Genomic DNA, 22,566 nt, shown 5'->3' on the forward strand with positions numbered 1-22,566 from the left:
ACCGGCCCGGGTCCGAACCAGGACGAGCACCGGACGTGGTGCACTAGGGGAGAAGGCGGTGCCTTCTCGCCCTGGGCTGGGTCATTCGAAGTCGTCCGGGTTGAGTTCCTTGAGGCGTTCCCGTTCGGCGTCGCTGATCTCCGTCTCGCCCTCGCTCGCGCGAGAGCCGAAGGGCATCCCGTGCGGGACGCCGCCGGCCGCCGCAGAGCCTTCCGCGGCGGGTGTGGACGGCGCGCCGGACGCCCCGCCGGTGTCGCGCTCGACGTGGCCGGACTCCTCCTGCTCGAGGTGCCCGGACCGCTCCTTGCCGGATGATGTGCTCATGTCGTCCCCCGTACATCCACGGCGGGCTCCGGCCCTGTTCCGGCCGGGACGACTGCCGGCGTCGCCGCCGTGGACCCTGTGTGCCGGGCGGGCGCGGTGCGGGCCGTGGAATCGTCGCGTGAACCCCCTCTTTGCCTACCCCCGGGACGCGCGGCTACACTGCGCAGCCCCTTCCACCTGCGGTTTCATCGCCAGAGGACCGGTGGTCGCCGCCTTAGGGCCGAGGTAGAGGCCGACCCTGTGATCCTCGGCGCGGCGGTCGGCTTCGGGTTCGCCGCCTTCGAGTCGGCCGGGTACGTCCCGGCCGCGTCCCGCCGGCCTTCCGCGTCCCCACGGGGTCTCCGCCGAGATGACGCGCTCACCGGAGCGGCGCGCCGGCGCCCTGATACGGTCGGTCGCGTGATGGATCGGCGCCCAGGCACGGCGGAGATGCTGGTCCGCCTGCTCGACGACGCCCATTTCGCCGCCCTGGAACAGATTCCGGCCCTGGTGGCCGAGCACGCGGCCCGCGCGGGCCTGTACGACGTGCGCGTCTACCTGGCCGACCTGCAGCAGAACGTGCTGCGCCCGCTCACCGCCCTCGGCGAGATCGCCGCCAAGGACAAGGCCGATACCGGTGACACCGCCGGCACCGAGGAGATGGCCGGTGGGCAGATGTTCGCCGGCGAGCCGGGCACCGAGGAGGTCACCGAGCTGAGCGTCGAGGGGACGCTGGCGGGCCGGGTCTTCCAGGAGACGCGGATACTGTCGTCCGCCGCGCCCGGCGGCGGCACGATCCTCTGGGTGCCCATGCTGGACGGCGTCGAGCGTCTCGGTGTGATCAGGGCCGCCACGCGCGATCCCCGGGACGCCCCGTCTCACGGCGACGAGGCCACGGACGCCGCCGCCGAGGAGCTCCCGCGTGAGACCGGGTTCGCCTACCGCGAGGCCGCCGAGTCCCTGGCGTCGCTGGTCGCGCTCCTGGTGATCAGCAAGCGGCCCTACAGCGACTCCTACGCCCGGCTGGTGCGGAGGAAGCCGATGAACGTGGCCGCCGAGATGCAGTGGAACCTCACGCCGCCGCTGACCTTCGCCAACGAGACCATGGTGATCGGCGCCGTCCTGGAGCCCGCGTACGAGATCGGCGGCGACGCGTTCGACTACGCCATCGCGGGCGACGTCGTGCACCTGGCCATCTTCGACGCGATGGGCCATGACACCTCCGCCGGGCTCACCGCCAACCTTGCCGTGGCCGCCTGCCGCAACCACCGCCGCCAGGGCGCGGGGCTCGTCGAGACCAGCGAGAACGTCGAGCGCGTCCTGATCGAGGAGTTCGGCAGGGGCGTCCGCTTCGTCACCGCGATCATGGCGCATCTCGACCTGACGACCGGCCTGCTGACGTGGGTCAACCGGGGGCACCACCCTCCCGTGGTGATCAGGGACGGACGCTGGACCTCCACCCTGGAGTGCCCGCCGTCCCACCCTCTCGGCCTGGACCTCGGCATTCCCGTCACCCTGTGCCGGGAGCAACTGGAGCCGGGCGACCGGCTGCTGCTCTACACCGACGGCATCACCGAGGCCCGCAACCGGCACGGGCAGGAGTTCGGGCTGCACCACTTCGTCGACTTCATCATCCGGCACAACGCCGCCGGCCTCGCCGTCCCCGAGACCCTGCGCCGCCTGATCCGCAACGTGCTCGACTACCACAGCGGCGAGTTGCAGGACGACGCCACGGTGCTGCTGGCCGAATGGCGCGGCGGCGGCGCCCGCCGGCTCGCACCGCGCGCCTGACAGGCGCCCACCGGCCGGCGACCGCGCGCCTGAGCGCCGCGGTCGGGGCGCTGCCCAGGCTGCCCACCTTGAGCGTCTCGATCGGACGGCGCAGGTAGTCGATGGGCGAGGCCGGGTGCGGGCCACCTCAAGCCAGGGCGGCCTGCTCGGGGAGCTCCCAGGCCGAGAAGGGCACGGGACGCTTGCCGTGTTCGCGGCGGCTGAACCGTTCCTCCTCCGTGGCCGCGACCACACGCCCGTCGACCACGAGCGTGGCGACGGGGTCGTGGAAGATCGCGTTGATGCCGAGGAACCTCATCGCTTCTCCCTCCATCGGCGGGGGATGACTACCGAGAGAAGCGCTCCCCAAACAGTAAGCAGCGGCATAACGGGCAATAAGGAAGGAGCGCGCTGCGTGTCGTCACCCAAAGTAGTCGTTTGTCCCATTCGAACATGGGCATCCGGCAGGCTGGAGGTCTCCCCGTGCCGATCCACCCCCGTCCACGCGCGGTGCTGTTCGACCGCGACGGCACGCTCATCCACGACGTCCCCTACAACGCCGACCCGCGGCTGGTCAGCCCCATGCCCGGCGCACGGGCCGCCCTCGACCGGCTGCGCGGGGCCGGAATGCCCCTCGGTGTGGTCACCAACCAGGCCGGCGTGGCCAAGGGCCTGTTCGACGCCGCCGCCCTGCGCAGGGTCAACGCCCGCGTCGAGGAGCTGCTCGGCCCGTTCGGGGTCTGGGCGGTGTGCCCGCACGACGACGGCGACGGGTGCGCCTGCCGCAAGCCCATGCCCGGCCTGGTCCTGCGGGCCGCGCGGACCCTCGGCGTCGCCCCGGCCGAGTGCGTGGTCATCGGCGACATCGGCCGCGACATGGAGGCCGCCCGCGCGGCCGGGGCCAGGGGCATCCTGGTCCCGACCCCGGTGACCCTCCCCGCCGAGGTCGACGCCGCCCCGGAGGTCGCCCGCGATCTCGCCGACGCCGTCGAGCGGGTGATGACATGAGAGAGGCGAGGCCATGAGGGTGCTGCTGTGGCATGTGCACGGGTCCTGGACGACCGCGTTCGTCCAGGGCGGCCACGACTACATGGTGCCGCTCACCGCCGACCGTGGCCCCGACGGGCGCGGAAGGGCGCGCACCTACACCTGGCCCGCCTCCGTCCGCGAGGTCCCGTGGGACCGCCTGCGCGAGGAGGACGTCGACGTGGTCGTGCTCCAGCGGCCGCACGAGCTGGACCTGGCCGAGCGCTGGCTCGGCCGCCGTCCCGGAAGGGACGTGCCCGCCGTCTACGTCGAGCACAACACCCCTGCCGGGGACGTCCCGGCCACCCGCCACCCGCTGGCCGGCCGAGACGACATCCCGCTGGTGCACGTCACGCACTTCAACGAGCTGTTCTGGGACGCGGGGCGGGCGCCCACCCGGGTCATCGAGCACGGCGTCGTCGACCCCGGCCACCGCTACACCGGCGAGCTCGCCCGGGCCGGCGTCGTGGTCAACGAGCCGGTGCGCCGCACCCGGGTCGCCGGGACCGACCTGCTGCCGGCGTTCGCCGCCGCCGCGCCGCTGGACGTGTTCGGCATGAAGGTCACCGGCCTGCCGTACGGCGTCTTCGAGGACCTGCCGCAGCGCGAGATGCACGCCGAGCTGGCCCGGCGCCGCGTCTACCTGCACCCCTACCGGTGGACGTCGCTGGGCCTGTCGCTGATCGAGGCCATGATGCTGGGCATGCCGGTGGTCGCGCTCGCGACCACCGAGGCCGTCGAGGCCGTGCCGCCGGAGGCCGGGGTGATCTCGACCCGGCTCGCGACGCTGACCGCCGCCCTGCGGTCGTTCACCGCCGACCCGGCGGCGGCGGCCCAGGCGGGCAAGGCGGCCCGGGCCGCCGCCTGCGCCCGCTACGGGCTGGACCGCTTCCTCGCCGACTGGGACCGGCTCCTCGCCGAGACCGCGACGGCCCGCGCCTGACGCGCGGGCCGTCACAGCCTGTGGCGCGGGCCGTCGTGCCTGTGGCGCGGGCCGTCGTGCCTGTGGCGCCGCAGTCGTGCCTGTGGCGCGGGCCGTCGTGCCAGACGCGCGGGTCGTCCCGCCCGAGGTTCGGGGCCGCCGGTGTCGGCCCGCGGCCCCGCCTCAGCGGTCAGCCATGGTCGGCGCAGCACGGGGTGGGGTTCGGCACCTCGGCCGGCATGAGCATCCCGCCCGCCGCCGGCATGGCGAGCAGGACGATCCGCCCGTCGCGCCACTGCGGCCGGACGAAGTCGTTGGTGGCCAAGGGCGCGTCCGGCGCGGGGTCCTCGGTCCGGCCGAGCACCACGACCCGCTCGACCGCCGAACGGGCGAGCACCTCGGCCGTGGTCAGGGTGCCGGTGAGCGCGTCCCTGCCCGGGAACAGCACCAGACGGCCGCTGGACCCCGCGGCGTGCGCGGCCGCCGCGAGCGCGGCGCCCTCCGCGAGGTCGCCGGGCCCGGTGCGGGCGTCGCCGAGCGCTGCCCCCAGATGGGCCGGCAGCGCGCCGAGATCCACGCCGCCTGCCGGGGCCGCGCCCGCTTCTTTGCCTGTCGCGGCGGGGATGGACAGGGAGCAGGCCACGTGTGCCAGGCCCGTGGTGCGGACGAAGTGCGTGCAGCCCACGGTCCCGGCCGGGAGGCCGAGCGACTCCGCCATCTCGTGGAGAAGGTGCTCGGCCTCCGCGACCGTCCGCGAGCCCGCGTCCAGGCCGAGGATCATCCGCGCGGCGCGATCCAGATCGGGTTGCTGTAGAACCACAGGTCCTTCCACGGGTCGGCGTCGCCGAAGACGTCGATCGCCGGGCCGGCCGGGTCCACCGACGCGCCCAGCAGGCCCACGGCGCCGCGGTTGCCGTCGGTGCCGCGCAGGCGCACGTACACCGGCCGGTCGACGGCGCCGACCTGGTAGGTGAAGGTGACCGTGCCGGTGTTCTTCTTCACCTCGAAGGACTTCACGACCTTGGTCGCCGGGGTGGTGAAGACGTCCTTGTCGGACACCGGGCCGGTCACCTCGCCCTGGATGACGTCCACGCGGGCCAGGGCCGGGATGAACTGCGCCCAGTTGGGCTGGTTCGCCAGGGTGATCTCGATGGCGATCTCCACCTTGGCGCCCTTGCGGACGTGGAGGGTGTCGCCGAGCGTCACCCCGCGCTGGCCGGTGCCCGTCTGGCGGGCGCGGACGACCAGGGCGGTGATCAGGCCGCCGTGGTCCACCCAGACGCGGCCCTGGCGGATGCCGTCCATGACGGCGGTGTAGGAGAACTCGCGCGACCCGACGTGGGTCTTGCTGTAGTAGCCCGGCCAGAAGTCGCCGTTGGAGGTGTTCGGCACGCCCTTGTAGACCGGGTCGTTGTACCGGCCGTCGGTGTCGAAGTTCCCGCCCGGCCCGCGGTCGCTGGTGTCGAGGTACACCGTGTGGGAGTCGGAGTTGGCGGTGATCCACCAGCTCTTGCCCTCGGCCAGGAGGCTGTCCCACAGGCCGCCGACGGTGGCGGTCATCCAGTCGAACCCGCCGAAGGTCTTGTAGCTCTCGGGCGGGTAGGCGGCGAAGGAGTCGGCGCTCGGGCTGTTGTCGTAGAAGCCGCGCCCGCTGCCGGCGCCGTTGGGCTTGGCGATGCCCGCGGCCTGGTGGCCGGGCGCGCCCTCCATGCCGACGGCGATGGACGGCTGCGCGTCCCGCCAGCCGCGGATCTCGTGCGGGGTGTCCAGGCCCTTGCGCGCGGGGTGGTTGGCGAGGAACAGCGCGTCCTCGACGCGGCGCCGGCGCACGGCGTCGGCCAGGAAGTTCAGGCCCGCGATGGCCAGCGCCTCGTTCTGCGGGGTGCCGGCGGTCGCGCCCTTGACCGAGCCGTCGAAGGAGTTCTCGAACTCCTTCAGCGTGGCGACCTCGTTGCGGCCCGGCGCCACGAAGACGGTGCCGTGCTCGGCGGCCGGGATGTTCCACTCGAGCCCCTGGAAGACCAGGGTGTCCTTGACGGCCTTGCGCGTGGCGACGATGTCCGGGTTGACCTTGTCCACGCCGATCTTGGCGTGCGCGACGCTGCCGTGGTCGGTGATGACCATCCAGTCCAGGCCGTAGGCGTTGCCGTGCCTGACCTGGTCGCTCACCTTGTACATGCCGTCGCTGCTGTGCTGGGTGTGGATGTGGTGGTCGCCGGCCAGCCACAGGTAGCCGTCACGGGGCTCGGTGCTCGTGCGGGTGCGCTGCGTGGCGGCGGCCGCGGCGCCCTGCGTGCCCAGCACGCCGGCGGCGGTCAGGCCCGCGCCCAGCAGGCCCGCGCGGCGGAACATCTGGCGGCGCGAGAGTTCGCCGGGGGAGAGCTCGGCGTCGGGAACCGACAGGTCCACGACCGGTGCGAGGTCGCCCTGGCCGGCGTGCCCGGCGCCGTGGGAGTGGTCGTGGGGGTGAGCGTGCGAGTGCTCGTGAGGGTGGTCGTGCCCGTGGCCCATTTCTTGCCCTTCCATCCCGCCGGAGAGATCTTGCTCCGGCTACGTCAGGCAGATTGGCAAGAGCGGCTGAACCGCGCGTGAACAACCCGGATCGGCGGAAGGGCGATCGGCTTGCGACGTCGCGTACGACCCGGGCGGTCAGCGGCCTGGTCAGAGCGCGGTCAACGACGGGAGGTCGCGGGCTACTCGGTGGTGAACAGGCAGAAGGGGTGGCCGGCCGGGTCGAGGTAGACGCGGACGTCGTCCTGTGGCTGGAAGTCGGCCAGGACCGCGCCCGAAGCCGCGGCGTGCGCGCCGGCGACCTCCAGGTCCTCCACCTTGATGTCGAGGTGGACCATCATCCGCTGGTCGCCGGGGCCGGCGGGCCAGGTCGGCCGGGTGTACGCGGTCTCGGTCTGGAACGACAGGCCCGGCCCGCCGTCCGGGGCGGCGAGCTTCACCCAGTCCGGCTCGTCCTGCGACACCGTCCAGCCCAGGAGCCGGCGGTAGAACGCCGCCAGTTCCCGGGCGTCGGGGGCGTCGAGCACGATGCCCGACAGCGACATGCTGGGCCTGTCCGACATTCCGCCTCCTGGGACGTGGGGTTCCGTCCCCGGTTCCTGCACCGGCGGAAGCCGGTTAAACGACGGGTATCAATTGCTTTCAGCGGAGCGTGGGACGGCGGTGGGCGGGGCGAGCTCCGGACCACCGGTCCGTGACCGGCGCGAAAGCGCCCAGAACGCGGTTCCAGATGAATGTTTCATCGGGCTGCCCGGTGATCCACTGTGCTGCGACCCGCGTTTGCCAAGGCCATCGCGGGTCCGGTGGGCCACGCGGGACGGCGGCGGTCGCGGCCGTGCGGGGGCGGTGCGCAATCTGCTGTACATCCTCTCGAAACACTCCGACGATGGGAGCGCTCCCACAGGCGATGTCGAGCTGGGTGCTGCTTGGCCGTCTCAAGAAGGCGGCGAACCCCATCAGTTTCATGAGGGAGACAAACAGACAATGGGACCCCACCAGAGATCCTGGCGACGAGGCTTGACGGCGGTGACAGCGCTAGTGCTCACCGGCATCGGGCTCGCCGCGGCCCCGACCACGGCCCACGCCGCGGTCGCCTGTGATGTCACGTATACCAAGTCGTGGGAGGGCGGTGGCGGGTTCGGTGGCAACCTCGTCATCAAGAACCTCGGCGACGCGCTGTCCAACTGGACGCTGACGTTCACCTTCCCCGGCAACCAGCGGGTGACCAACGGGTGGAGCGCCCAGTGGTCGCAGTCGGGCGCCAACGTGACCGCGCGGAACGAGTCCTACAACGGCAGCCAGGCCAGCGGCGCCTCGTGGACGCTCGGGTTCAACGGCAGCTTCAGCGGCAGCAACAGCAACCCGACGAGCTTCGCCATCAACGGCACGACGTGCAACGGCGGTCCGCAGCCGACTCCCACGCCGACGCGCACGCCGACGCCCACCCCGACGCCGACTCCCACGCCGACCCCCACTCCGACTCCGACCCCGACCCCGACTCCGGGCGTCCAGTCGCTGGTGGTCAGCCCGACGTCGGTGACCGTCCCCGAGGGCAGCACCGCCACCTACGGTGTGCGCCTGGCGCGGCAGCCCAGCTCCAGCGTGACGGTGACCTCGACCGCCGGCAGCGGCGACTCCGACCTCACCATCAGCAGCGGTTCCAGCCTGACCTTCACCACGTCGAACTGGAACACCGCGCAGAACGTCACCCTGGCGGCCGCCGAGGACAGTGACACCACCAGCGGCTCGCGTGCCTTCAGCGTGGCCTCCTCCGGGCTGTCCTCGGTGTCGGTGACCGCCACCGAGTCCGACAACGACGGCGGCACCACCCCGACGCACGTCGACAACCCGTACTCGGGCGCGACCGGTTACGTGAACTCCGACTGGTCCTCCAAGGCCGCGGCCGAGCCGGGCGGCTCCGCCGTCGCCAACCTCTCGACCGGCGTGTGGCTGGACCGCATCGCCGCCATCGAGGGCAGCTCCAGCGTCAAGGGCGTGCGGGCGCACCTCGACGCGGCCGTCCAGCAGGACGCCGCCAACGGCAGCACCCCGCTGACGATCCAGTTCGTCGTCTACGACCTGCCCAACCGTGACTGCTCGGCGCTTGCCTCCAACGGTGAGCTCAAGGTCTCGGAGAACGGCCTCAGCCGCTACAAGAGCGAGTTCATCGACCCGATCGCCGCCATCCTGAGCGACTCGAAGTACTCGAACCTGCGCATCGTGACGGTCATCGAGATCGACTCGCTGCCGAACCTGGTCACCAACACCAGCATCGCGGCGTGCGCCGAGGCCAAGTCCAGCGGCGCCTACGTTCAGGGTATTCAGTACGCGCTGAACAAGCTGCACGCCATCAAGAACGTCTACACCTACATCGACGCCGGGCACCACGGCTGGCTCGGCTGGGACAGCAACTTCCGTCCCTCCGCCCAGCTGTTCGCCGACACCGTGCGCGGCACCACCGCCGGCTTCGCCAGCGTCGACGGCTTCATCACCAACACCGCCAACTACTCGGCCCTGACCGAGCCGTACTTCACCATCAACACCACGGTGGGCGGCCAGTCGGTGCGTCAGTCCAAGTGGGTCGACTGGAACTTCTACGTCGACGAGCTGACCTACGCGCAGGCGTTCCGCCAGGAGCTGGTCTCCCAGGGGTTCAACTCCGGCATCGGAATGCTGATCGACACCTCGCGCAACGGCTGGGGCGGCTCGGCCCGGCCCTCCGGGCCCAGCACCTCGACCAACGTCGACACCTTCGTGAACGCCTCCAAGGTCGACCGGCGCGTCCACGCCGGCAACTGGTGCAACCAGAGCGGCGCCGGCATCGGCGAGCGGCCCAAGGCGGCTCCCGCCACCGGTATCGACGCCTACGTCTGGATCAAGCCTCCGGGTGAGTCCGACGGCTCCAGCAAGGCGATCGACAACAACGAGGGCAAGGGCTTCGACCGGATGTGCGACCCGACCTACGGCGGTAACGAGCGCAACGGCAACAACCCGACCGGCGCCCTGGCGGACTCCCCGATCGCCGGTGCGTGGTTCTCGGCGCAGTTCCGCCAGCTCCTCGCCAACGCCTACCCGCCCATCAACTGACAATCGCGGACTGCGGACCTCGCCCCGGCTGACACGGCCGTGGCGGGGCCCGCCACCACCACCCAGCGTGGTCCCACTCCGGACAGGGGTCCTTCCGGAGCGGGACCACGCTCTTTTGCGTCCACCGCTGCGTCCACCGCTGCGTCCACCGCTGTGTCCCCCGCGCTCGGGGCGGGCGCGGGCCTGAGCTCTCCTGGCGACCTCACGGCGTGATCCCGCTTGACCTTGACACGGTGACAAGGACTTCACTGTGGCCGAGGAGGTGGTCCCGATGACCATGCCGGACCAGGACACCGAGACGATCCGAGCCATCCAGGGGCTGGAGAACGGCGACCCGTCAGTGCGGCTGCGGGCGGCGCTGGCGGTGGGCACGAGCCCCGGCCCGCGGTTCGTCGACGCGCTCGTCGAACGGTGTGCGGTAGAGCCGGAATTCTACGTACGCGACATGCTCACGTGGGCGCTCACCCGCCACGCGGCGGCGATGACGGTTCCCAGGCTCATCGACGAGCTCCGCTCGGAGCGCGCGCAGGCACGAAGCCAGGCGTTGCACACGCTGTCCAAGATCGGCGATCGGCGGGCGTGGCCGGCGATCACCAGGGCGCTGCTGACCGACGCCGACGACGAGGTCGCGCGGAGCGCCTGGCGGGCGGCGGTCGTGCTCGTGCCCGAAGGTGAGCGACCCGAGCTGGCCGGAGTGCTGGCCACACAGCTCGGACGCGGCGAACGTGCGACACAGCTGAGCCTCAGCCGGGCGCTGGTCGCGCTCGATAGTGTGATCACGCCCGCCCTGCGCGCCGCCATGACGCATCCCGACCCCCGTGTGCGTCAGCACGCGATCGCCACGGAGCGGCTGTCACGCGATCCGGATGCCGGATTCGAGTTCGCGATCGAGGAGGCGAAGCGCGTCGTCGCCCTCGGCGGCTCCGGCAAGGAGGAGTGATGGGCAGTGTTGATCGGTGATGTGGCCCGGCGGTCCGGGGTCAGCGCCCGCATGCTCAGGCACTACGACGCGCTCGGCCTGGTGCGGCCGACGGGCCGTACCCGGGCCGGCTATCGCGAGTACTCCGGCGAGGACATCCGGCGGATCTTCCATATCGAGAGCCTGCGGTCGTTGGGGCTGTCGCTGCGTGAGATCGGGCGCGCGCTGGATGACCGTGACTTCACGCCCTCGGAGCTCGTCGACGACCTCATCCGCCAGACGCAGGAACGCATCGCCGCCGAGACGGAGCTGCTTACCCGGCTCCGCCGGATCGGCGCGGCGGAACCCGCGGGCTGGGAGGACGTCCTGCAGATCGTCGCACTCCTGCGGGACCTGGGGGCCACGAGCGCCGGCAGGCGCCAGCGCGCGGCCCTGTCCTCGGCCGGTGAGGTCCCGGTGCCGGTGGAAGCGCTGGTCGAGGCGGCGCTGAGCGAGGCGGACCCGAACGTCGCCGGAGCCCTTCGATGGGCTCTGGCGCAGTCGGGTGATGACGCGCTGGCGCCGCTGGCGCAGGGCCTCGGCTCACCGGCGGCCGAGGTGCGCGTCCGCGCCGTCCGGTCGATCGCCGAGATCCCGGACGGCGGAGCGACCACGCTGCTGCGCGACGCCCTCGCGAGCCCCGACGTCGTGGTCCGCAGGTACGCGGCGCTGGCATTGGGGACACGTGGCGTGGCCGACGCGGTTCCGACGCTCGTCGACATGGTCGTGGAGGGCGTGAACGACGTCGACGCGGCCGACACGCTGAGCGCGCTGGCGAGTCGTCCGGCTTCCGCGGAGGAGATCGCCGCCAGGCTCGTCGGTCGTCTCGCCCTCGGCACCGTCGAAGCGTCCGCCCGTCTACGGGTGACCCAGGCGCTCGCGGAGATCCCGGGAATCACCGCCTCACGAGCCCTCGCGGACCTGTCACAGGACGAAGACCGCGCCGTCGCGCTCACCGCGGCGTACATCCTCCGGATACGCGACGCACGATAACCACCCTTCGCCGTTGGACGCTGCGCCGGACCTCACCCGAGGGCGCGATCGGGGACGGGTGGGGGACAGCCACGTGACCGCGCCATCGTCGCGGCCGGACGAGATCGGCCGCGGCGAGTCGCGGCAGGCCGCTGTCCCCCAGAGCGCGGCGACGGCGGAGCCCGGCCCGAACGCGCTGCGCGGCCCCCGGCGGACGTCCGTGGACGGAGTCCGGCTCAGGAGGCCGGCCGTCGCACGCCCCCACGAAGTCGTCCTTCCCCGGCGTTCGCCATGTATCCGCAGCTCATGGGCATAAATCCGGCTATCGCGGCATTGGTTGTACTATTAAAACCATTGTAGGCCTACAAACATGGGGGCGTCGTGCCGGAGCTCAGCCGCCGCAGGCGAATGCTCATCCTGGTCATCTGCTGCATGAGCCTGTTCATCGTCGGGCTCGACAACACCATCGTGAACGTCGCCCTCCCGGCGATCGAGCGCGACCTGCACGCCCCCGTCTCGGGCATGCAGTGGACCATCGACGCCTACACCCTCGTGCTGGCCAGCCTCCTGCTGCTGGCCGGCTCGACCGGCGACCGCGTCGGACGGCGGCGCACGTTCCAGACCGGCCTGGTGGTCTTCGCGCTCGGCTCCCTGCTGTGCGGGCTCGCGCCGAGCCTCGGCTGGCTGGTGGCCTTCCGCGTCGTGCAGGCCATCGGCGGCTCGATGCTCAACCCCGTCGCCATGTCGATCGTCACCAACATCTTCACCGACCCCCGCGAACGCGCCCGCGCCATCGGCGTGTGGGGAGGCGTGGTCGGCATCAGCATCGGCCTCGGCCCGGTCGTCGGCGGCGCGCTCATCGACTCGATCGGCTGGCGCGCCATCTTCTGGATCAACGTGCCGGTCGCCGCGGCCGCCCTGGTGCTCACCGCCGTCTTCGTCCCCGAGTCGCGGGCCTCGCGCGCCCGCCGCATCGACCCCGTCGGGCAGGTGCTGGTCATCGTGACACTGGCCGCGCTCACCTACGCGATCATCGAGGCGCCGGGGCACGGCTGGGGGTCGCCGCTCATCATCGGGTTCTCCCTCCTCGCGGTCGCCGGGCTCGCCGGCCTGCTCATCTACGAGCCGCGCCGCCGCGAACCCCTCATCGACCTGCGCTTCTTCCGCAGCGTCCCCTTCTCCGGCGCCTCGGTCATCGCGATGAGCGCGTTCGCCGCCTTCGGCGGATTCCTGTTCCTCAACACCCTCTACCTGCAGGACGTCCGCCACCTGTCCCCGTTCCACGCGGGCCTGTGCACGCTGCCGATCGCCGCGATGACCCTGCTCTGCGGCCCGCTGTCCGGACGGCTGGTCGGCGAGCGCGGACCCCGGCCGTCCCTGGTCATCGCCGGTGTCGCCTTCACCGTGAGCGGGCTCATGCTCACCCGGCTGAGCGCCGACACGCCCCTGCTCTGGATCCTGGCCGCCTACACCGTCTTCGGCCTGGGCTCCGGCATCGTCAACGCCCCGATCACCAACACCGCCGTCTCGGGCATGCCGATCTCGCAGGCCGGGGTCGCCGCGGCCGTCGCCTCGACCAGCCGCCAGGTCGGCCAGTCGCTCGGCGTCGCCATCGCCGGCTCGGTGCTCGCCACCGGCCTGTCCGGATCGCTCCGCGACGGCTTCGCCTCCGCCGGGCGGGCCGGCTGGTGGATCACCGTCGCGTACGGGACTGTCGTGCTCGCTCTGGGTATCATCACCACGGGCAGATGGGCGAAGGGCACCGCGGAGCGGACCGCGGCGCACCTCTCCGTCGAGGACACGAGGATTCCCGTCACGTCATGAGCCACGACCCCCAGATGGCCGCCCGAGCCTGGCACGGCATGCGCACGCTCATCCTCGACCGGTACGACCGCCGCAAGGAGGTCACCGCCGCCCTGGACATGAGCTTCATCCGCGTCAAGGCCCTGCGCCACCTCGCGGGGTCACCGATGACCATGCGCCAGCTCGCCACCGAGCTCTCCATAGACGCGCCCTACACCACCCTGGTCGTGGACGACCTGGTCCGCCGCGGCCTGGTGGTGCGCGACGTCCACCCCGACGACCGCCGGCAGAAGATCGTGACCGTCACCCCCGAAGGCGAGAAGGCCGCCGCCCGCGCCGAGGGCATCCTCGACGAGCCCCCGCCCGCCATCCTCGCCCTCGACCCCGCCGACCTCGCCACCCTCGACCGCATCATCGCCACCCTCACCCGCTGACACATGCTCCGCTACAGCCGCCCTGGAAATCGTGCGCCTTCGGCGCCCGTCCTTCACCAGGCGTCCCTGCCTGGCGGACATCCCACCGTCCCGCAGGCACAGGGTTGTTCGACGACCGGGGACGCGATGCGCCCCGGGATCGAGATTGCAGAGGTCAGGACCTTGAAATCGGGGTATCGGCCAAGAGCACGCGGAAATCGGCCACCGACGGCAGAGCCTGCCGGTCATGTGGCACGGCGCGCAGGACCATGCGACCGGTTTCGATGATGTTCCCACTGCGGTAGGTGAGTGGGAGCGATTCGATCGTCGCCGTCGCCTGGCGCAGACCTTTGCCGACGTCGCCCTGAACGACCGTACACAGCGCTCCGTGCAGATGGACGTTGGTTCGGTACTGGTACTCCGGGGCGAACGTGAGCACCGCCTCGCGTGCCGTGTCCGCTGCGGACTCCATACCCGCAGCGGCATACGCCCAGCTCTCCGCGAAATGAATCTGATCCGGTTTCCAGAAGCCGTACCGTGAGAACCCTGCTCAAGCCAAGCACCCGTCGCGACCCTCGACCGTCGTGTGGTGCTTGAGGGGCGCCTGGAGATGGTGCGCCTTTTCTCTTGGCGCCCCTGGCTGCTGGTCGTCTCGCCGTTTCGCGGGTTGGGGCGTTCGTGTGGGGAGGGGGCTCAGGTGGGGAGCAGGGCCAGCAGGTTGGCGGGGAAGTTGGTGAAGTCGTCCGGGCGGATGGCGCGCAGGACGGTCGCCGCGAGTACCGGGTCGCGCTGGATCATGAGGGTGGCGGTGTCGGGCCGGCTGAAGAACTGCACGGTCATGGACAGCAGTTCGGTGTCGCCGGAGACGTACAGCTTGGCGGGATAGTACTTGCCGCTTCTCTGCGCATCCGGGTTGGTGTAGTACGCCTCGAACGCCGGCATGGCGCTGACGTCGAAGGCCGGTTCGGCCTTCTCCGACTTGGGATAGATGTTGACGAGCTGAGCGCCCACCATGCGCATTCTGATGATCTGGTGCAGGCGCATCCATTCGACCGCGGGAAGGTAGAACTCGACCTGGTGCCCGATCTCGTGCACGACCGTGGAGACGTCGTCCATCACCGACAGACGCACCTTGTTGCCCACGCGCGCGGCGTTCGCCCGGTACTGCGTCACGCGGGTGCCGAGCCAGAACCGGCCGGGCTCGACGGTGTCCTCGGTGACCTCGATGTTCGACACGTGCCTCGCGGGAGGCCTGCGCGACGGCTGCACGAGTGCGGCATAGATCACCATGCCGGTCGGCGCGTTCTTGAAGAACTGGTCGGCGTACTTGCCGAAGTGCTTCTGGGCCTTGCAGGCGGCGGTCACCACGATGGTGGGCAGAGAACCGCCCTCGGCCCCGGCGCCGACGGCGAGCTTGCCGTTGTACATGGCCTGGACCACCGGGAGGGCCTCCAGGGCCTGGACCAGCGCGGCCTTCTCGGCGTTGGTGGGATCGGCGGGCGTGTGCGCCGCCTGCAGGATCTGCTCGGCGGCCTCCACCAGGGGATCCTTGACCGAGCCCATGGCGTGGTTCTGGATGAGGACCTTCAGGTCGGCGGGGACGTCCGCGTGGTTGAGGTACAGCTGCCGCTCACAGGCGACCACGTACGGGTCGAAGCGCGCGCGAACCGCCAGGCCCACCTGCGCGACCAGGTGCTCGTCGGCGGCGACGTTGGTGGCCGACGCGTAGGTGTTGGTCGCCTTGGAGGTGACCATGGACGCGTAGGAGGAGACCGAGGCTCCGGGGGCCATCAGCGAGCACGCGTGCATCGCCGCGTCGATGTGATTGCTCAGAATGCCCAGCGCGGGCATGGCGAGGGTGTCGATCCCCGGGTCCTGGATCGCCGCGAGATAGCTTCGGACCGCGCCGTCGCACACCGCGTTCTGGGTGATCCCGGCCTCCTTGACGTGGTCCTCCAGGCGCGTCAGCAGCAACGGGAAGGCGGTCGGAGCCACCGCGCCGGGATCGGAGTTCGTCTTGGAACGGTCCTCGCGCATGCCGCTGTCGGGGGACGGTTGAGCGGGAAACATGGTGGGCCTCTTTCGGGAGAGGAACGCTGAACCTGGTGCGAGCACGCCGAACAGGCGCGGTGCTCAGCGGAAGAGGTGGCTTGTGCAGCGTAAGCCGGGCACGTCGCCCCGGCAATCGCCAACCGTCCCGTGTCCGCATCAGGCCAGCGGACCGCAATGTCCCACCTCGACCGCACCTCGATGTCCCCCGTGTCCCCGGACCGGACCCCGGACATGGTCTGTGGGCGTACGAGGAGAGCGACCCGGCTACAGCGCAGAGCCAGGTCGGCTTCACATCGAGCGCATCCGATGGTCCATTCGTCCTCTCCTCCCGCCTCGGCGCCGGCGTTCCCCCATCGGCGGGTCAGAGGTGGCGGAGGAAGTCCATGCTGCGGTGCCAGGTGAGGGCGGTGGCCTCCTCATCGTGTTCGTGCAGAGTCGCGTCCGTGTAGAAGTGCCCTACTCCCGGATAGGTGAAGACCTGTACGACGGCGCCGGCGTCCGTCGCGGCGCTTTCCCATGCGGCGACGGCGGCGGGAGGCGCGAACGCGTCCGGGTCGGCGACGTGCAGTTGCACGGGCAGGCCGGCCCGAGCCGAGGCGGGGATCTCGGCTATGCCGTGCACGAGCAGCACACCGGCCGTGTCGCGCCGATCCGCCAGCAGGTCGCCGATGACCCCGGCGCCCATCGAGACGCCGGCGAGGACCGTGCCGGCGGGCATCTTCCGTACCGCGTCGCGCGCCCGTTCGACGATGACCTCCCAGCCGATCCGTTTCTGCAGGACGAACCCGTGTCGATCGTCGTCGCGCTCTCACCTGCGTACAGGTCGGGCGTGACGACCTCGTGCCCGGCGGCGCGGAAGCGGTCGGCGGCGGCGCGTTCGACGTCGCGCAGCCCGTAAACGGAATGGAACAGAGCGATGTGAGCCATCCCGCCATCCTCCCCGACCGCCACCACCACCTTCGGCCGTCCAGACCCGGCCGCGCACGTCTTCCCTGGTGACAGAGGCCGACCCGGTTGCGGCGTGTATCGATTCCTCCGCCTCCAGGGGGTGGAGGGGGAGGAATTGATACACGCGTCTCGCCGAGACCGTGCCTCGCCGCCGGCTCGGACATGGAGCGGGCAGGCCGGTGGGTCAGTGGTCGCGCTTGGCGAGGAGGTGGGCCAGGGCGTGGAGTTCGGCGGCGGGGCGGGGGGCGGGGTCGGCGGAGGCGAGGTGGGCGAGCGCCTCGGCCAATAGGTCGTCCGCCCGGGCCTGGGTCCAGGCGCGGCCGCCGGCGGCCTCGATGAGCGAGGCCATGCGCGCCAGTTCGGGCGTCCCGGGCGCCTGTTCGGCGGGGGCGAGAACGGACGAGGCGGACGAGGCGGGCGGTTGACCCGCCGGGGAGATCCCCGGTGCGGCTGCGGCGTGCTCGGATCCGGCGGGGGTGGATGGCCGTGCCGGTGAGGTGGGGGGGTGGGGGTGGCGGTAGAAGGCGGTCAGTTGCTTGCCGGGTGGGGTGGCGGAGGTGAGGGCGGCGACGACGGGGAGGGACTTCTTGCGGTTGCGCAGGTCGGAGAAGACCGGTTTGCCGGTCACCGACGGGTCGCCCCAGATGCCGAGCAGGTCGTCGACCATCTGGAAGGCGAGCCCGAGACGCGAGCCGAACGCGCGCAGGGCTTCGATGACCTCGGGACCGCCGTCGCCGGACAGGGCGCCGAGGGCGCAGGAGGCGGCGAGCAGGGCCGCGGTCTTCCCCTCGGCCATGCTCACGCACTCGGCCAGAGTGACCTCGTCGCGGGTCTCGAAGGAGGTGTCGGCGCTCTGGCCCTCCACCAGGTCGAGCACCGCCGCGCCGAGGACCCGCGTCGCCTCGTCGGCGACCGGGCCGCCGCCGGCCCGCAGGACCTCGAACGCGAGCGTCAGCAGGGCGTCCCCGGCGAGGATCGCCCCGCTGACCCCGAACACGCTCCAGGCGGTCGGACGGTGGCGCCGGGTCGCGTCGCCGTCCATGACGTCGTCGTGCAGGAGCGAGAAGTTGTGCACCAGTTCCACCGCCACCGCCGCGGGCACGGCCGAGGCCGCCGAGCCCCCGGCCGCCTCGGCGGCCAGCAGGACCAGCGCGGGTCGCACGGCCTTGCCCGCGTTGCCCGACGCGGGACGGCCCTGCTCGTCCAGCCAGCCGAAGTGGTAGGCGGCGATGCGCCGCATGGAGGGCGGCAGCGACTCCACCGCGGACCGCAGCGGCGGCCCGGTCAGCTCGCGGCTCCACGCGAGCACCTCCCCGGGCGGCCGCCCGGTGGTCACCGTCTTCGCCATGAGCACGGCTCCTTCCCGCTCGCTCATCGTGCCGGCCATGCGCGTCACGCCCTTTCACCGGCCCTCGGGGCGTCCCGGCGCCCGGCCGGTGGGCGCGCGGGACGTGCGACGACCGCCGGGCGCGGCCGGGGTCGTTCGCGCGGCCCTGGCGTCACCCGGTTCGTTCCCCGGGTGGTGCGCCGGCCGCCGGTCCGTCAGTGACCCCGACGGTGGTCGGCCGCCCGTTGGTTTGTTCCCCGAACGGCGTGTCCGACCGCGGTTTCAGTGACCGATCTCGACGTGTTCGAGCACGCCCAGTGCGTCCGGCACCAGGACCGCGGCGGAGTAGTAGGCGCTGACCAGGTAGGAGATGATGGCCTGCTCGTCGATGCCCATGAAGCGCACCGACAGGCTCGGCTCGTACTCGTCGGGCAGGCCGGTCTGGTGCAGGCCGATGACGCCCTGGTCGTCCTCGCCGGTGCGCAGCACCAGGATCGAGCTGGTGCGGGTCTTGGTGATCGGGATCTTGTTGCAGGGCAGCAGCGGTACGCCCCGCCAGGCCGGCACGGCGTGGTCGAACAGCTGCACGGTGTCGGGGTACAGGCCGCGGCGGCTGCACTCCCTGCCGAACGCCGCGATCGTCTGCGGGTGGGCCAGGAAGAAGTGGGACTTGCGGCGCCTGCACAGCAGCTCGTCGAGGTCGTCGGGGGTGGGCGGGCCGGTGCGGGTCTGGACGCGCTGCCGCAGGTCGGCGTTGGGCAGCAGCCCGAACTCGGAATTGTTGATCAGCTCGTGCTCCTGGCGCTCGCGCAGGGCCTCGATGGTGAGGCGCAACTGCTCGTGCGTCTGGTTCATCGGCTGGTTGTACAGGTCGGCGACGCGGGTGTGGATGCGCAGGATGGTCTGCGCGACGCTGAGCTCGTACTCGCGGGGGCTGGCCTCGTAGTCGACGAAGGTGGTCGACAGCGACGGCTCGCCGGAGTGGCCGGAGGTGATGTCGATGGCGGCCTCGCCGTGCTTGTTGTGCGGGGGCCGAGGGTGCCGTTCGTGCTCCTCCACGTGGTCGCGCAGCGCCGGCGACTGGTCGAGCAGCTCCTGGAACGCGTGGCGGGAGAGGGTGAGGACGGTGGTCGGGGTGACCGCCTTGATCGTGTGCTCCCACGTGGCCGGGGTGGCCGCGGACAGGGAACGGTCGCCGTAGTACTCGCCGTCGGCCAGGACGGCCAGGGTGGTCTGGTCGCCGTACTCGCCGGCGCCGATCTTGTTGACCTTGCCGTGCGCGATGAGGATGAGCCGGTCGGCCGGGTCGCCGATCTGCGCGATGGTGCTGCCGGGCTCGTGCTGGTGCTGGGTGAAGCGGCTCGCCAGCGCCTCCAGCACGCCGTCGTCGCCGAAGTGGCGCAGCAGCGGAAGCTCGCGCAGCTCGGGCGGGACGACGCGCACGTCGTTGCCCTGGTTGGTGAAGCTCAGCCGCCCGTCGCCGACGGCGTAGGTGAGGCGGCGGTTGACGCGGTAGGCGCCGCCGGGCGTGTTGACCCAGGGCAGCATGCGCAGCAGCCATCGTGAGGTGATGTTCTGCATCTGTGGCTGCGACTTGGTGGTCGTGGCCAGGTTGCGTGCCGCCGTGGTGGCCAGGCTCTGCTGCGGCCTGCCGTTTTCCGTGCCTGTCATCTCGCTGGTCGTCTCGGTCACGACCACACCACCAATCCCTATCGCATCGAACGGAGGAGACGCTGAAACAGGAGCGAGGTCTTCCCGGATGACTCCGGGTCGTACGGTGCGCAGTGATCGGGTGTTCGCCAGGTGTATTTGAAGGAATAACCGTGGAAACCCGCGCCGGCCCTGGCGGCCGGGGGTCCGGTGATTTCCGGGGCGGAGGCGGAAACGCCGGGAACGCGGGGCGAAGCGCTGTGATGCCGTTCGTCTTTCATGGTGCCGGTCGAATGCGCGATGGTGCGCTCTTCGCCGTGGTCGGGGGATCGTCGCTGAGTCGGGAACGGGGGGCTCTGGCCACGTGTCGCTTTCCGCGGCCTGCTCGGACGCAATGATTATGGAGCCTTGATCTTCGGTGTGTCAATTACCGTTTTCCCTGGCCATTGCCCGTGGGGTGAACCGGATATCACTGGCGAGAAGACGTGCTGGTCGATATTTCATAAAGTGCCGCGTTTATTAATTGAATGTGGTTTGGCGGGTTTGGTGGTCTTCATCGGATGTCCGCCGCGGGCCGGGCGCTCGAGCTCGCGCCCGCCCGATCGCCCGCCCGATCGCCGGCCCGCCGGCGGCTGCGTCACCCGTGCCCGAAGGCCGCCGCGGGAGAAGGCGTAGGCTCGGCGATATGGCCCAGGACCACCCGTCCGAGGCCCGTGCCGCCGGCTCGGCCGGCGCGTCGTGCGGCCGGGTGGCCCGCCGCCGAGCACGATAGGGGGCCTCGATGCCCGACCGCCTCTTCTCGGACCGCAGGGATGCCGGGCGCGCGCTCGCCGGTCTCCTCGACCACCATCGGGGGCGGCCGGACCTGCTGGTGCTGGCGCTGCCGCGCGGTGGCGCCCCGGTGGGGTACGAGGTGGCGCGGGCCCTCGGCGCGGACCTGGACGTCTTCGTCACCCGCAGCCTCGGCGTGCCCGGCCAGGAGGACCTGGCGATGGGCGCCATCGCGGGCGACGGCGTCATCGCCCTCAGCGACGACGTGGTCAGGGGACTGGCCATCCCTCCCGGAGTGGTCGAGCACGTCGCCGGCCTGGAAGGACGGGAGATCACCCGCTGGGAGCGGCACTTCCGCCAGTGTCGTCCCGCGCAGCCGGTCGAGGGCCGGGAGGTGATCGTCGTGGACGACGGCCTGGCCACCGGCGCCGCCATGACCGCCGCGCTGAAAGCCCTGCGGCGGCAGCGCCCCGCGCGCGTCGTCGTCGCCCTGCCCGCCTGCTCGGCCGCCACCTACGAGGAACTGCGGATGACGGCGGACGAGGTCGTCGTCGCCACCACGCCCTCGCCGTACTTCGTCGTCGACCCCTCTTACTGGGACTTCGTGGAGGTGACCCTGGAGGACGTGCGCGACCTGCTGCGGGCCTCGGCCACCTCGGCGCAGGCCAGGGCGGCCGGACAAGGGCCCGGGGCCGTCGCGGGCCTGCGTGCGGAGGCGATTCCGCTCGACAACGGCGTGCCGTCGCCGGACGTGCTGTTCGACCTGGTAGGTGAGGCCAGGTTCGTGCTCATCGGCGGCGCTTCCCACGGCACCCACGAGTTCTACGCGGCGCGCGCCGCCATGACCCGGCGCCTCATCGAGGAGCGCGACTTCCGCGCCGTAGCCGTGCAGGCCGACTGGCCCGACGCCTACCGGGTGAACCTGTACGTCCACGGCCGCGGCCACGACGCCGCCGCCGAGCAGGCGCTGGGCGGCTTCGAGCGGTTCCCGTCGTGGATGTGGCGCAACGCGGTCGTGCTGGACTTCGTCACCTGGCTGCGCGACCACAACGACGGCGTCCTCGCCGGGCTCTGCGGCCAGGCCGGCTTCTACGGGCTCGACGTCTACGGCGCGCACCGGACGATGCGGCGGGTCGTCGACTTCCTCCAGGAGACCGACCCGGTCGCCGCCGCCCGCGCCCGCGACCGGTACGCCTGCTTCGACCACCTCGGTCCCGAGGACCGGCCGTACGGGCTGAGCCCGGCCTGCGGCGCCGGCGAGAGCAGCGAGGAGGCGATGATCGCCCGGCTCGTCGCCCTGCGGCGCGAGGCGATGAGCTCCGCCCGCGAGGAGGGCCTGCTGCCCGAGGACGAACTGTTCTACGCCGAGCTCAACGCCGCGGCCACGCGGAACGCCGACGAGCACTACCGGTCCATGCTCGGCGGCCGCATCTGCGCCTGGAACCATCGCGACCGCCACATGGCCGACACGCTGGACGCGCTGTCGGAGCACCTCGCCCGGCGGCGCGGCGGCCCCGCCAAGATCGTCGTATGGGCGCACGACGCCCATGTGGGGGACGCTCGGGCGACGGAGGCGGCGTGCCGGGGCGAGATCAACCTCGGCATGCTCGTGCGCGAACGGCACGGGGACGCCTGCCGCAGCATCGGAATGACCACCTACACCGGCACGGTCACCGCCGCCGACCAGTGGGGCACGCGGCCCGAACGCAAGTGGCTGCGCCCCGCCCTGTCCGACAGCGCCGAGGAACTGTTCCACGAGGTCGGGGAGAAGCAGTTCCTCACCTGGTTCGCGGCGGCGCCCCGCAGCGCCGACGTGCTGCGCTCGGCCCGTCTGCAGCGCATGATCTCGGCGGTGTACCGCGCCAGGTCCGAGCGCCGGTGCCACTACTTCCGCGCCCGCCTGAGCGACGAGTTCGACGCCGTCCTGCACATGGACGAGACCCGCGCGGTGGAGCCGCTCGACCGGACGCCCGAATGGGATCACGACCGGCTTCCCCGTGCCTGTCCCCCCGGGGGGTGATCGCCGGCGCGGTCCTCACGACGCCGTGGGCCG

19 protein-coding genes are annotated in these 22,566 nt (G+C 71.6%); 9 read left to right on the forward strand and 10 right to left on the reverse strand.

Going from position 1 to position 22,566, the window contains the following annotated elements:
• Positions 1-81: 81 nt before the first annotated feature.
• Entirely contained in the window at positions 82-324 is a 243-nt protein-coding gene (locus ACFQSB_RS23840; RefSeq protein WP_380829202.1) for a hypothetical protein, read from the reverse strand.
• 402 nt (positions 325-726) lie between these two features.
• On the opposite strand from ACFQSB_RS23840, the gene ACFQSB_RS23845 reads away from it, so the two are divergent.
• A complete protein-coding gene (locus ACFQSB_RS23845; RefSeq protein WP_380829297.1) occupies positions 727-2,094 on the forward strand; it encodes a PP2C family protein-serine/threonine phosphatase in 1,368 nt (455 codons plus the stop codon).
• A gap of 127 nt (positions 2,095-2,221) precedes the next feature.
• Here ACFQSB_RS23845 and ACFQSB_RS23850 read toward each other — a convergent pair whose 3' ends face one another.
• Positions 2,222-2,392 (reverse strand): hypothetical protein, encoded by a 171-nt coding sequence (locus ACFQSB_RS23850; RefSeq protein ID WP_380829300.1) that lies wholly within the window; start codon positions 2,390-2,392, stop codon positions 2,222-2,224.
• 164 nt (positions 2,393-2,556) lie between these two features.
• Here ACFQSB_RS23850 and ACFQSB_RS23855 point away from each other — a divergent pair, with 164 nt between their 5' ends.
• A complete protein-coding gene (locus tag ACFQSB_RS23855; protein WP_380829204.1) occupies positions 2,557-3,081 on the forward strand; it encodes a D-glycero-alpha-D-manno-heptose-1,7-bisphosphate 7-phosphatase in 525 nt (174 codons plus the stop codon).
• Between the two features lie 13 nt (positions 3,082-3,094).
• Entirely contained in the window at positions 3,095-4,042 is a 948-nt protein-coding gene (locus ACFQSB_RS23860) for a glycosyltransferase (RefSeq protein ID WP_380829206.1), read from the forward strand.
• Positions 4,043-4,211: 169 nt separating this feature from the next.
• Here ACFQSB_RS23860 and ACFQSB_RS23865 read toward each other — a convergent pair whose 3' ends face one another.
• The 3 genes from ACFQSB_RS23865 to ACFQSB_RS23875 all read right to left on the reverse strand — a co-directional run bounded on the left by ACFQSB_RS23865 (position 4,212) and on the right by ACFQSB_RS23875 (position 7,095).
• Entirely contained in the window at positions 4,212-4,841 is a 630-nt protein-coding gene (locus tag ACFQSB_RS23865; protein WP_380829207.1) for a hypothetical protein, read from the reverse strand.
• Positions 4,799-6,532 carry a histidinol-phosphatase gene (locus ACFQSB_RS23870; protein WP_380829209.1) on the reverse strand — a complete coding sequence of 578 codons (1,734 nt, stop codon included), beginning with the start codon at positions 6,530-6,532 and terminating at the stop codon, positions 4,799-4,801. Before ACFQSB_RS23870 ends, ACFQSB_RS23865 begins: the two co-directional genes overlap by 43 nt.
• A 182-nt stretch (positions 6,533-6,714) precedes the next feature.
• Positions 6,715-7,095, reverse strand: coding sequence for a VOC family protein (locus ACFQSB_RS23875; RefSeq protein WP_380829211.1), 381 nt, complete (start codon positions 7,093-7,095; stop codon positions 6,715-6,717).
• Between the two features lie 463 nt (positions 7,096-7,558).
• Here ACFQSB_RS23875 and ACFQSB_RS23880 point away from each other — a divergent pair, with 463 nt between their 5' ends.
• The 5 genes from ACFQSB_RS23880 (at position 7,559) to ACFQSB_RS23900 (ending at position 13,786) form a co-directional block, all read left to right on the forward strand.
• Complete coding sequence (locus ACFQSB_RS23880) at positions 7,559-9,619, forward strand: glycoside hydrolase family 6 protein (protein WP_380829212.1); 2,061 nt, start codon at positions 7,559-7,561, stop codon at positions 9,617-9,619.
• 250 nt (positions 9,620-9,869) lie between these two features.
• Positions 9,870-10,559, forward strand: coding sequence for a HEAT repeat domain-containing protein (locus ACFQSB_RS23885; RefSeq protein ID WP_380829213.1), 690 nt, complete (start codon positions 9,870-9,872; stop codon positions 10,557-10,559).
• A 6-nt stretch (positions 10,560-10,565) separates the two neighbouring features.
• Positions 10,566-11,570, forward strand: a complete 1,005-nt coding sequence (locus tag ACFQSB_RS23890; RefSeq protein WP_380829214.1) for a MerR family transcriptional regulator — start codon at positions 10,566-10,568, stop codon at positions 11,568-11,570.
• Positions 11,571-11,930: 360 nt separating this feature from the next.
• On the forward strand, positions 11,931-13,373 hold the full coding sequence (locus ACFQSB_RS23895; protein ID WP_354930830.1) for an MFS transporter: 1,443 nt from the start codon (positions 11,931-11,933) through the stop codon (positions 13,371-13,373).
• Complete coding sequence (locus ACFQSB_RS23900) at positions 13,370-13,786, forward strand: MarR family winged helix-turn-helix transcriptional regulator (RefSeq protein ID WP_354840680.1); 417 nt, start codon at positions 13,370-13,372, stop codon at positions 13,784-13,786. The genes ACFQSB_RS23895 and ACFQSB_RS23900 overlap by 4 nt, the downstream gene beginning before the upstream one ends.
• Before the next feature lie 154 nt (positions 13,787-13,940).
• On the opposite strand, the gene ACFQSB_RS23905 is transcribed toward ACFQSB_RS23900, so the two are convergent.
• From ACFQSB_RS23905 to ACFQSB_RS23925, 5 genes are all read right to left on the reverse strand, one after another.
• Entirely contained in the window at positions 13,941-14,237 is a 297-nt protein-coding gene (locus tag ACFQSB_RS23905) for a hypothetical protein (protein WP_380829215.1), read from the reverse strand.
• 221 nt (positions 14,238-14,458) lie between these two features.
• Positions 14,459-15,835 (reverse strand): hypothetical protein, encoded by a 1,377-nt coding sequence (locus ACFQSB_RS23910; protein ID WP_380829216.1) that lies wholly within the window; start codon positions 15,833-15,835, stop codon positions 14,459-14,461.
• 343 nt (positions 15,836-16,178) lie between these two features.
• Entirely contained in the window at positions 16,179-16,535 is a 357-nt protein-coding gene (locus ACFQSB_RS23915; RefSeq protein ID WP_380829217.1) for a dienelactone hydrolase family protein, read from the reverse strand.
• Between the two features lie 414 nt (positions 16,536-16,949).
• Positions 16,950-18,113 carry a family 2 encapsulin nanocompartment cargo protein polyprenyl transferase gene (locus ACFQSB_RS23920; RefSeq protein ID WP_380829218.1) on the reverse strand — a complete coding sequence of 388 codons (1,164 nt, stop codon included), beginning with the start codon at positions 18,111-18,113 and terminating at the stop codon, positions 16,950-16,952.
• Between the two features lie 261 nt (positions 18,114-18,374).
• Complete coding sequence (locus tag ACFQSB_RS23925; RefSeq protein WP_380829220.1) at positions 18,375-19,784, reverse strand: family 2B encapsulin nanocompartment shell protein; 1,410 nt, start codon at positions 19,782-19,784, stop codon at positions 18,375-18,377.
• Positions 19,785-20,523: 739 nt separating this feature from the next.
• On the opposite strand from ACFQSB_RS23925, the gene ACFQSB_RS23930 reads away from it, so the two are divergent.
• A complete protein-coding gene (locus ACFQSB_RS23930; RefSeq protein WP_380829221.1) occupies positions 20,524-22,533 on the forward strand; it encodes an erythromycin esterase family protein in 2,010 nt (669 codons plus the stop codon).
• The last annotated feature ends 33 nt before the right edge of the window (positions 22,534-22,566 follow it).

Source organism: Sphaerisporangium rhizosphaerae, from assembly GCF_042665155.1.
GTDB classification, from domain to species: domain Bacteria; phylum Actinomycetota; class Actinomycetes; order Streptosporangiales; family Streptosporangiaceae; genus Sphaerisporangium; species Sphaerisporangium rhizosphaerae.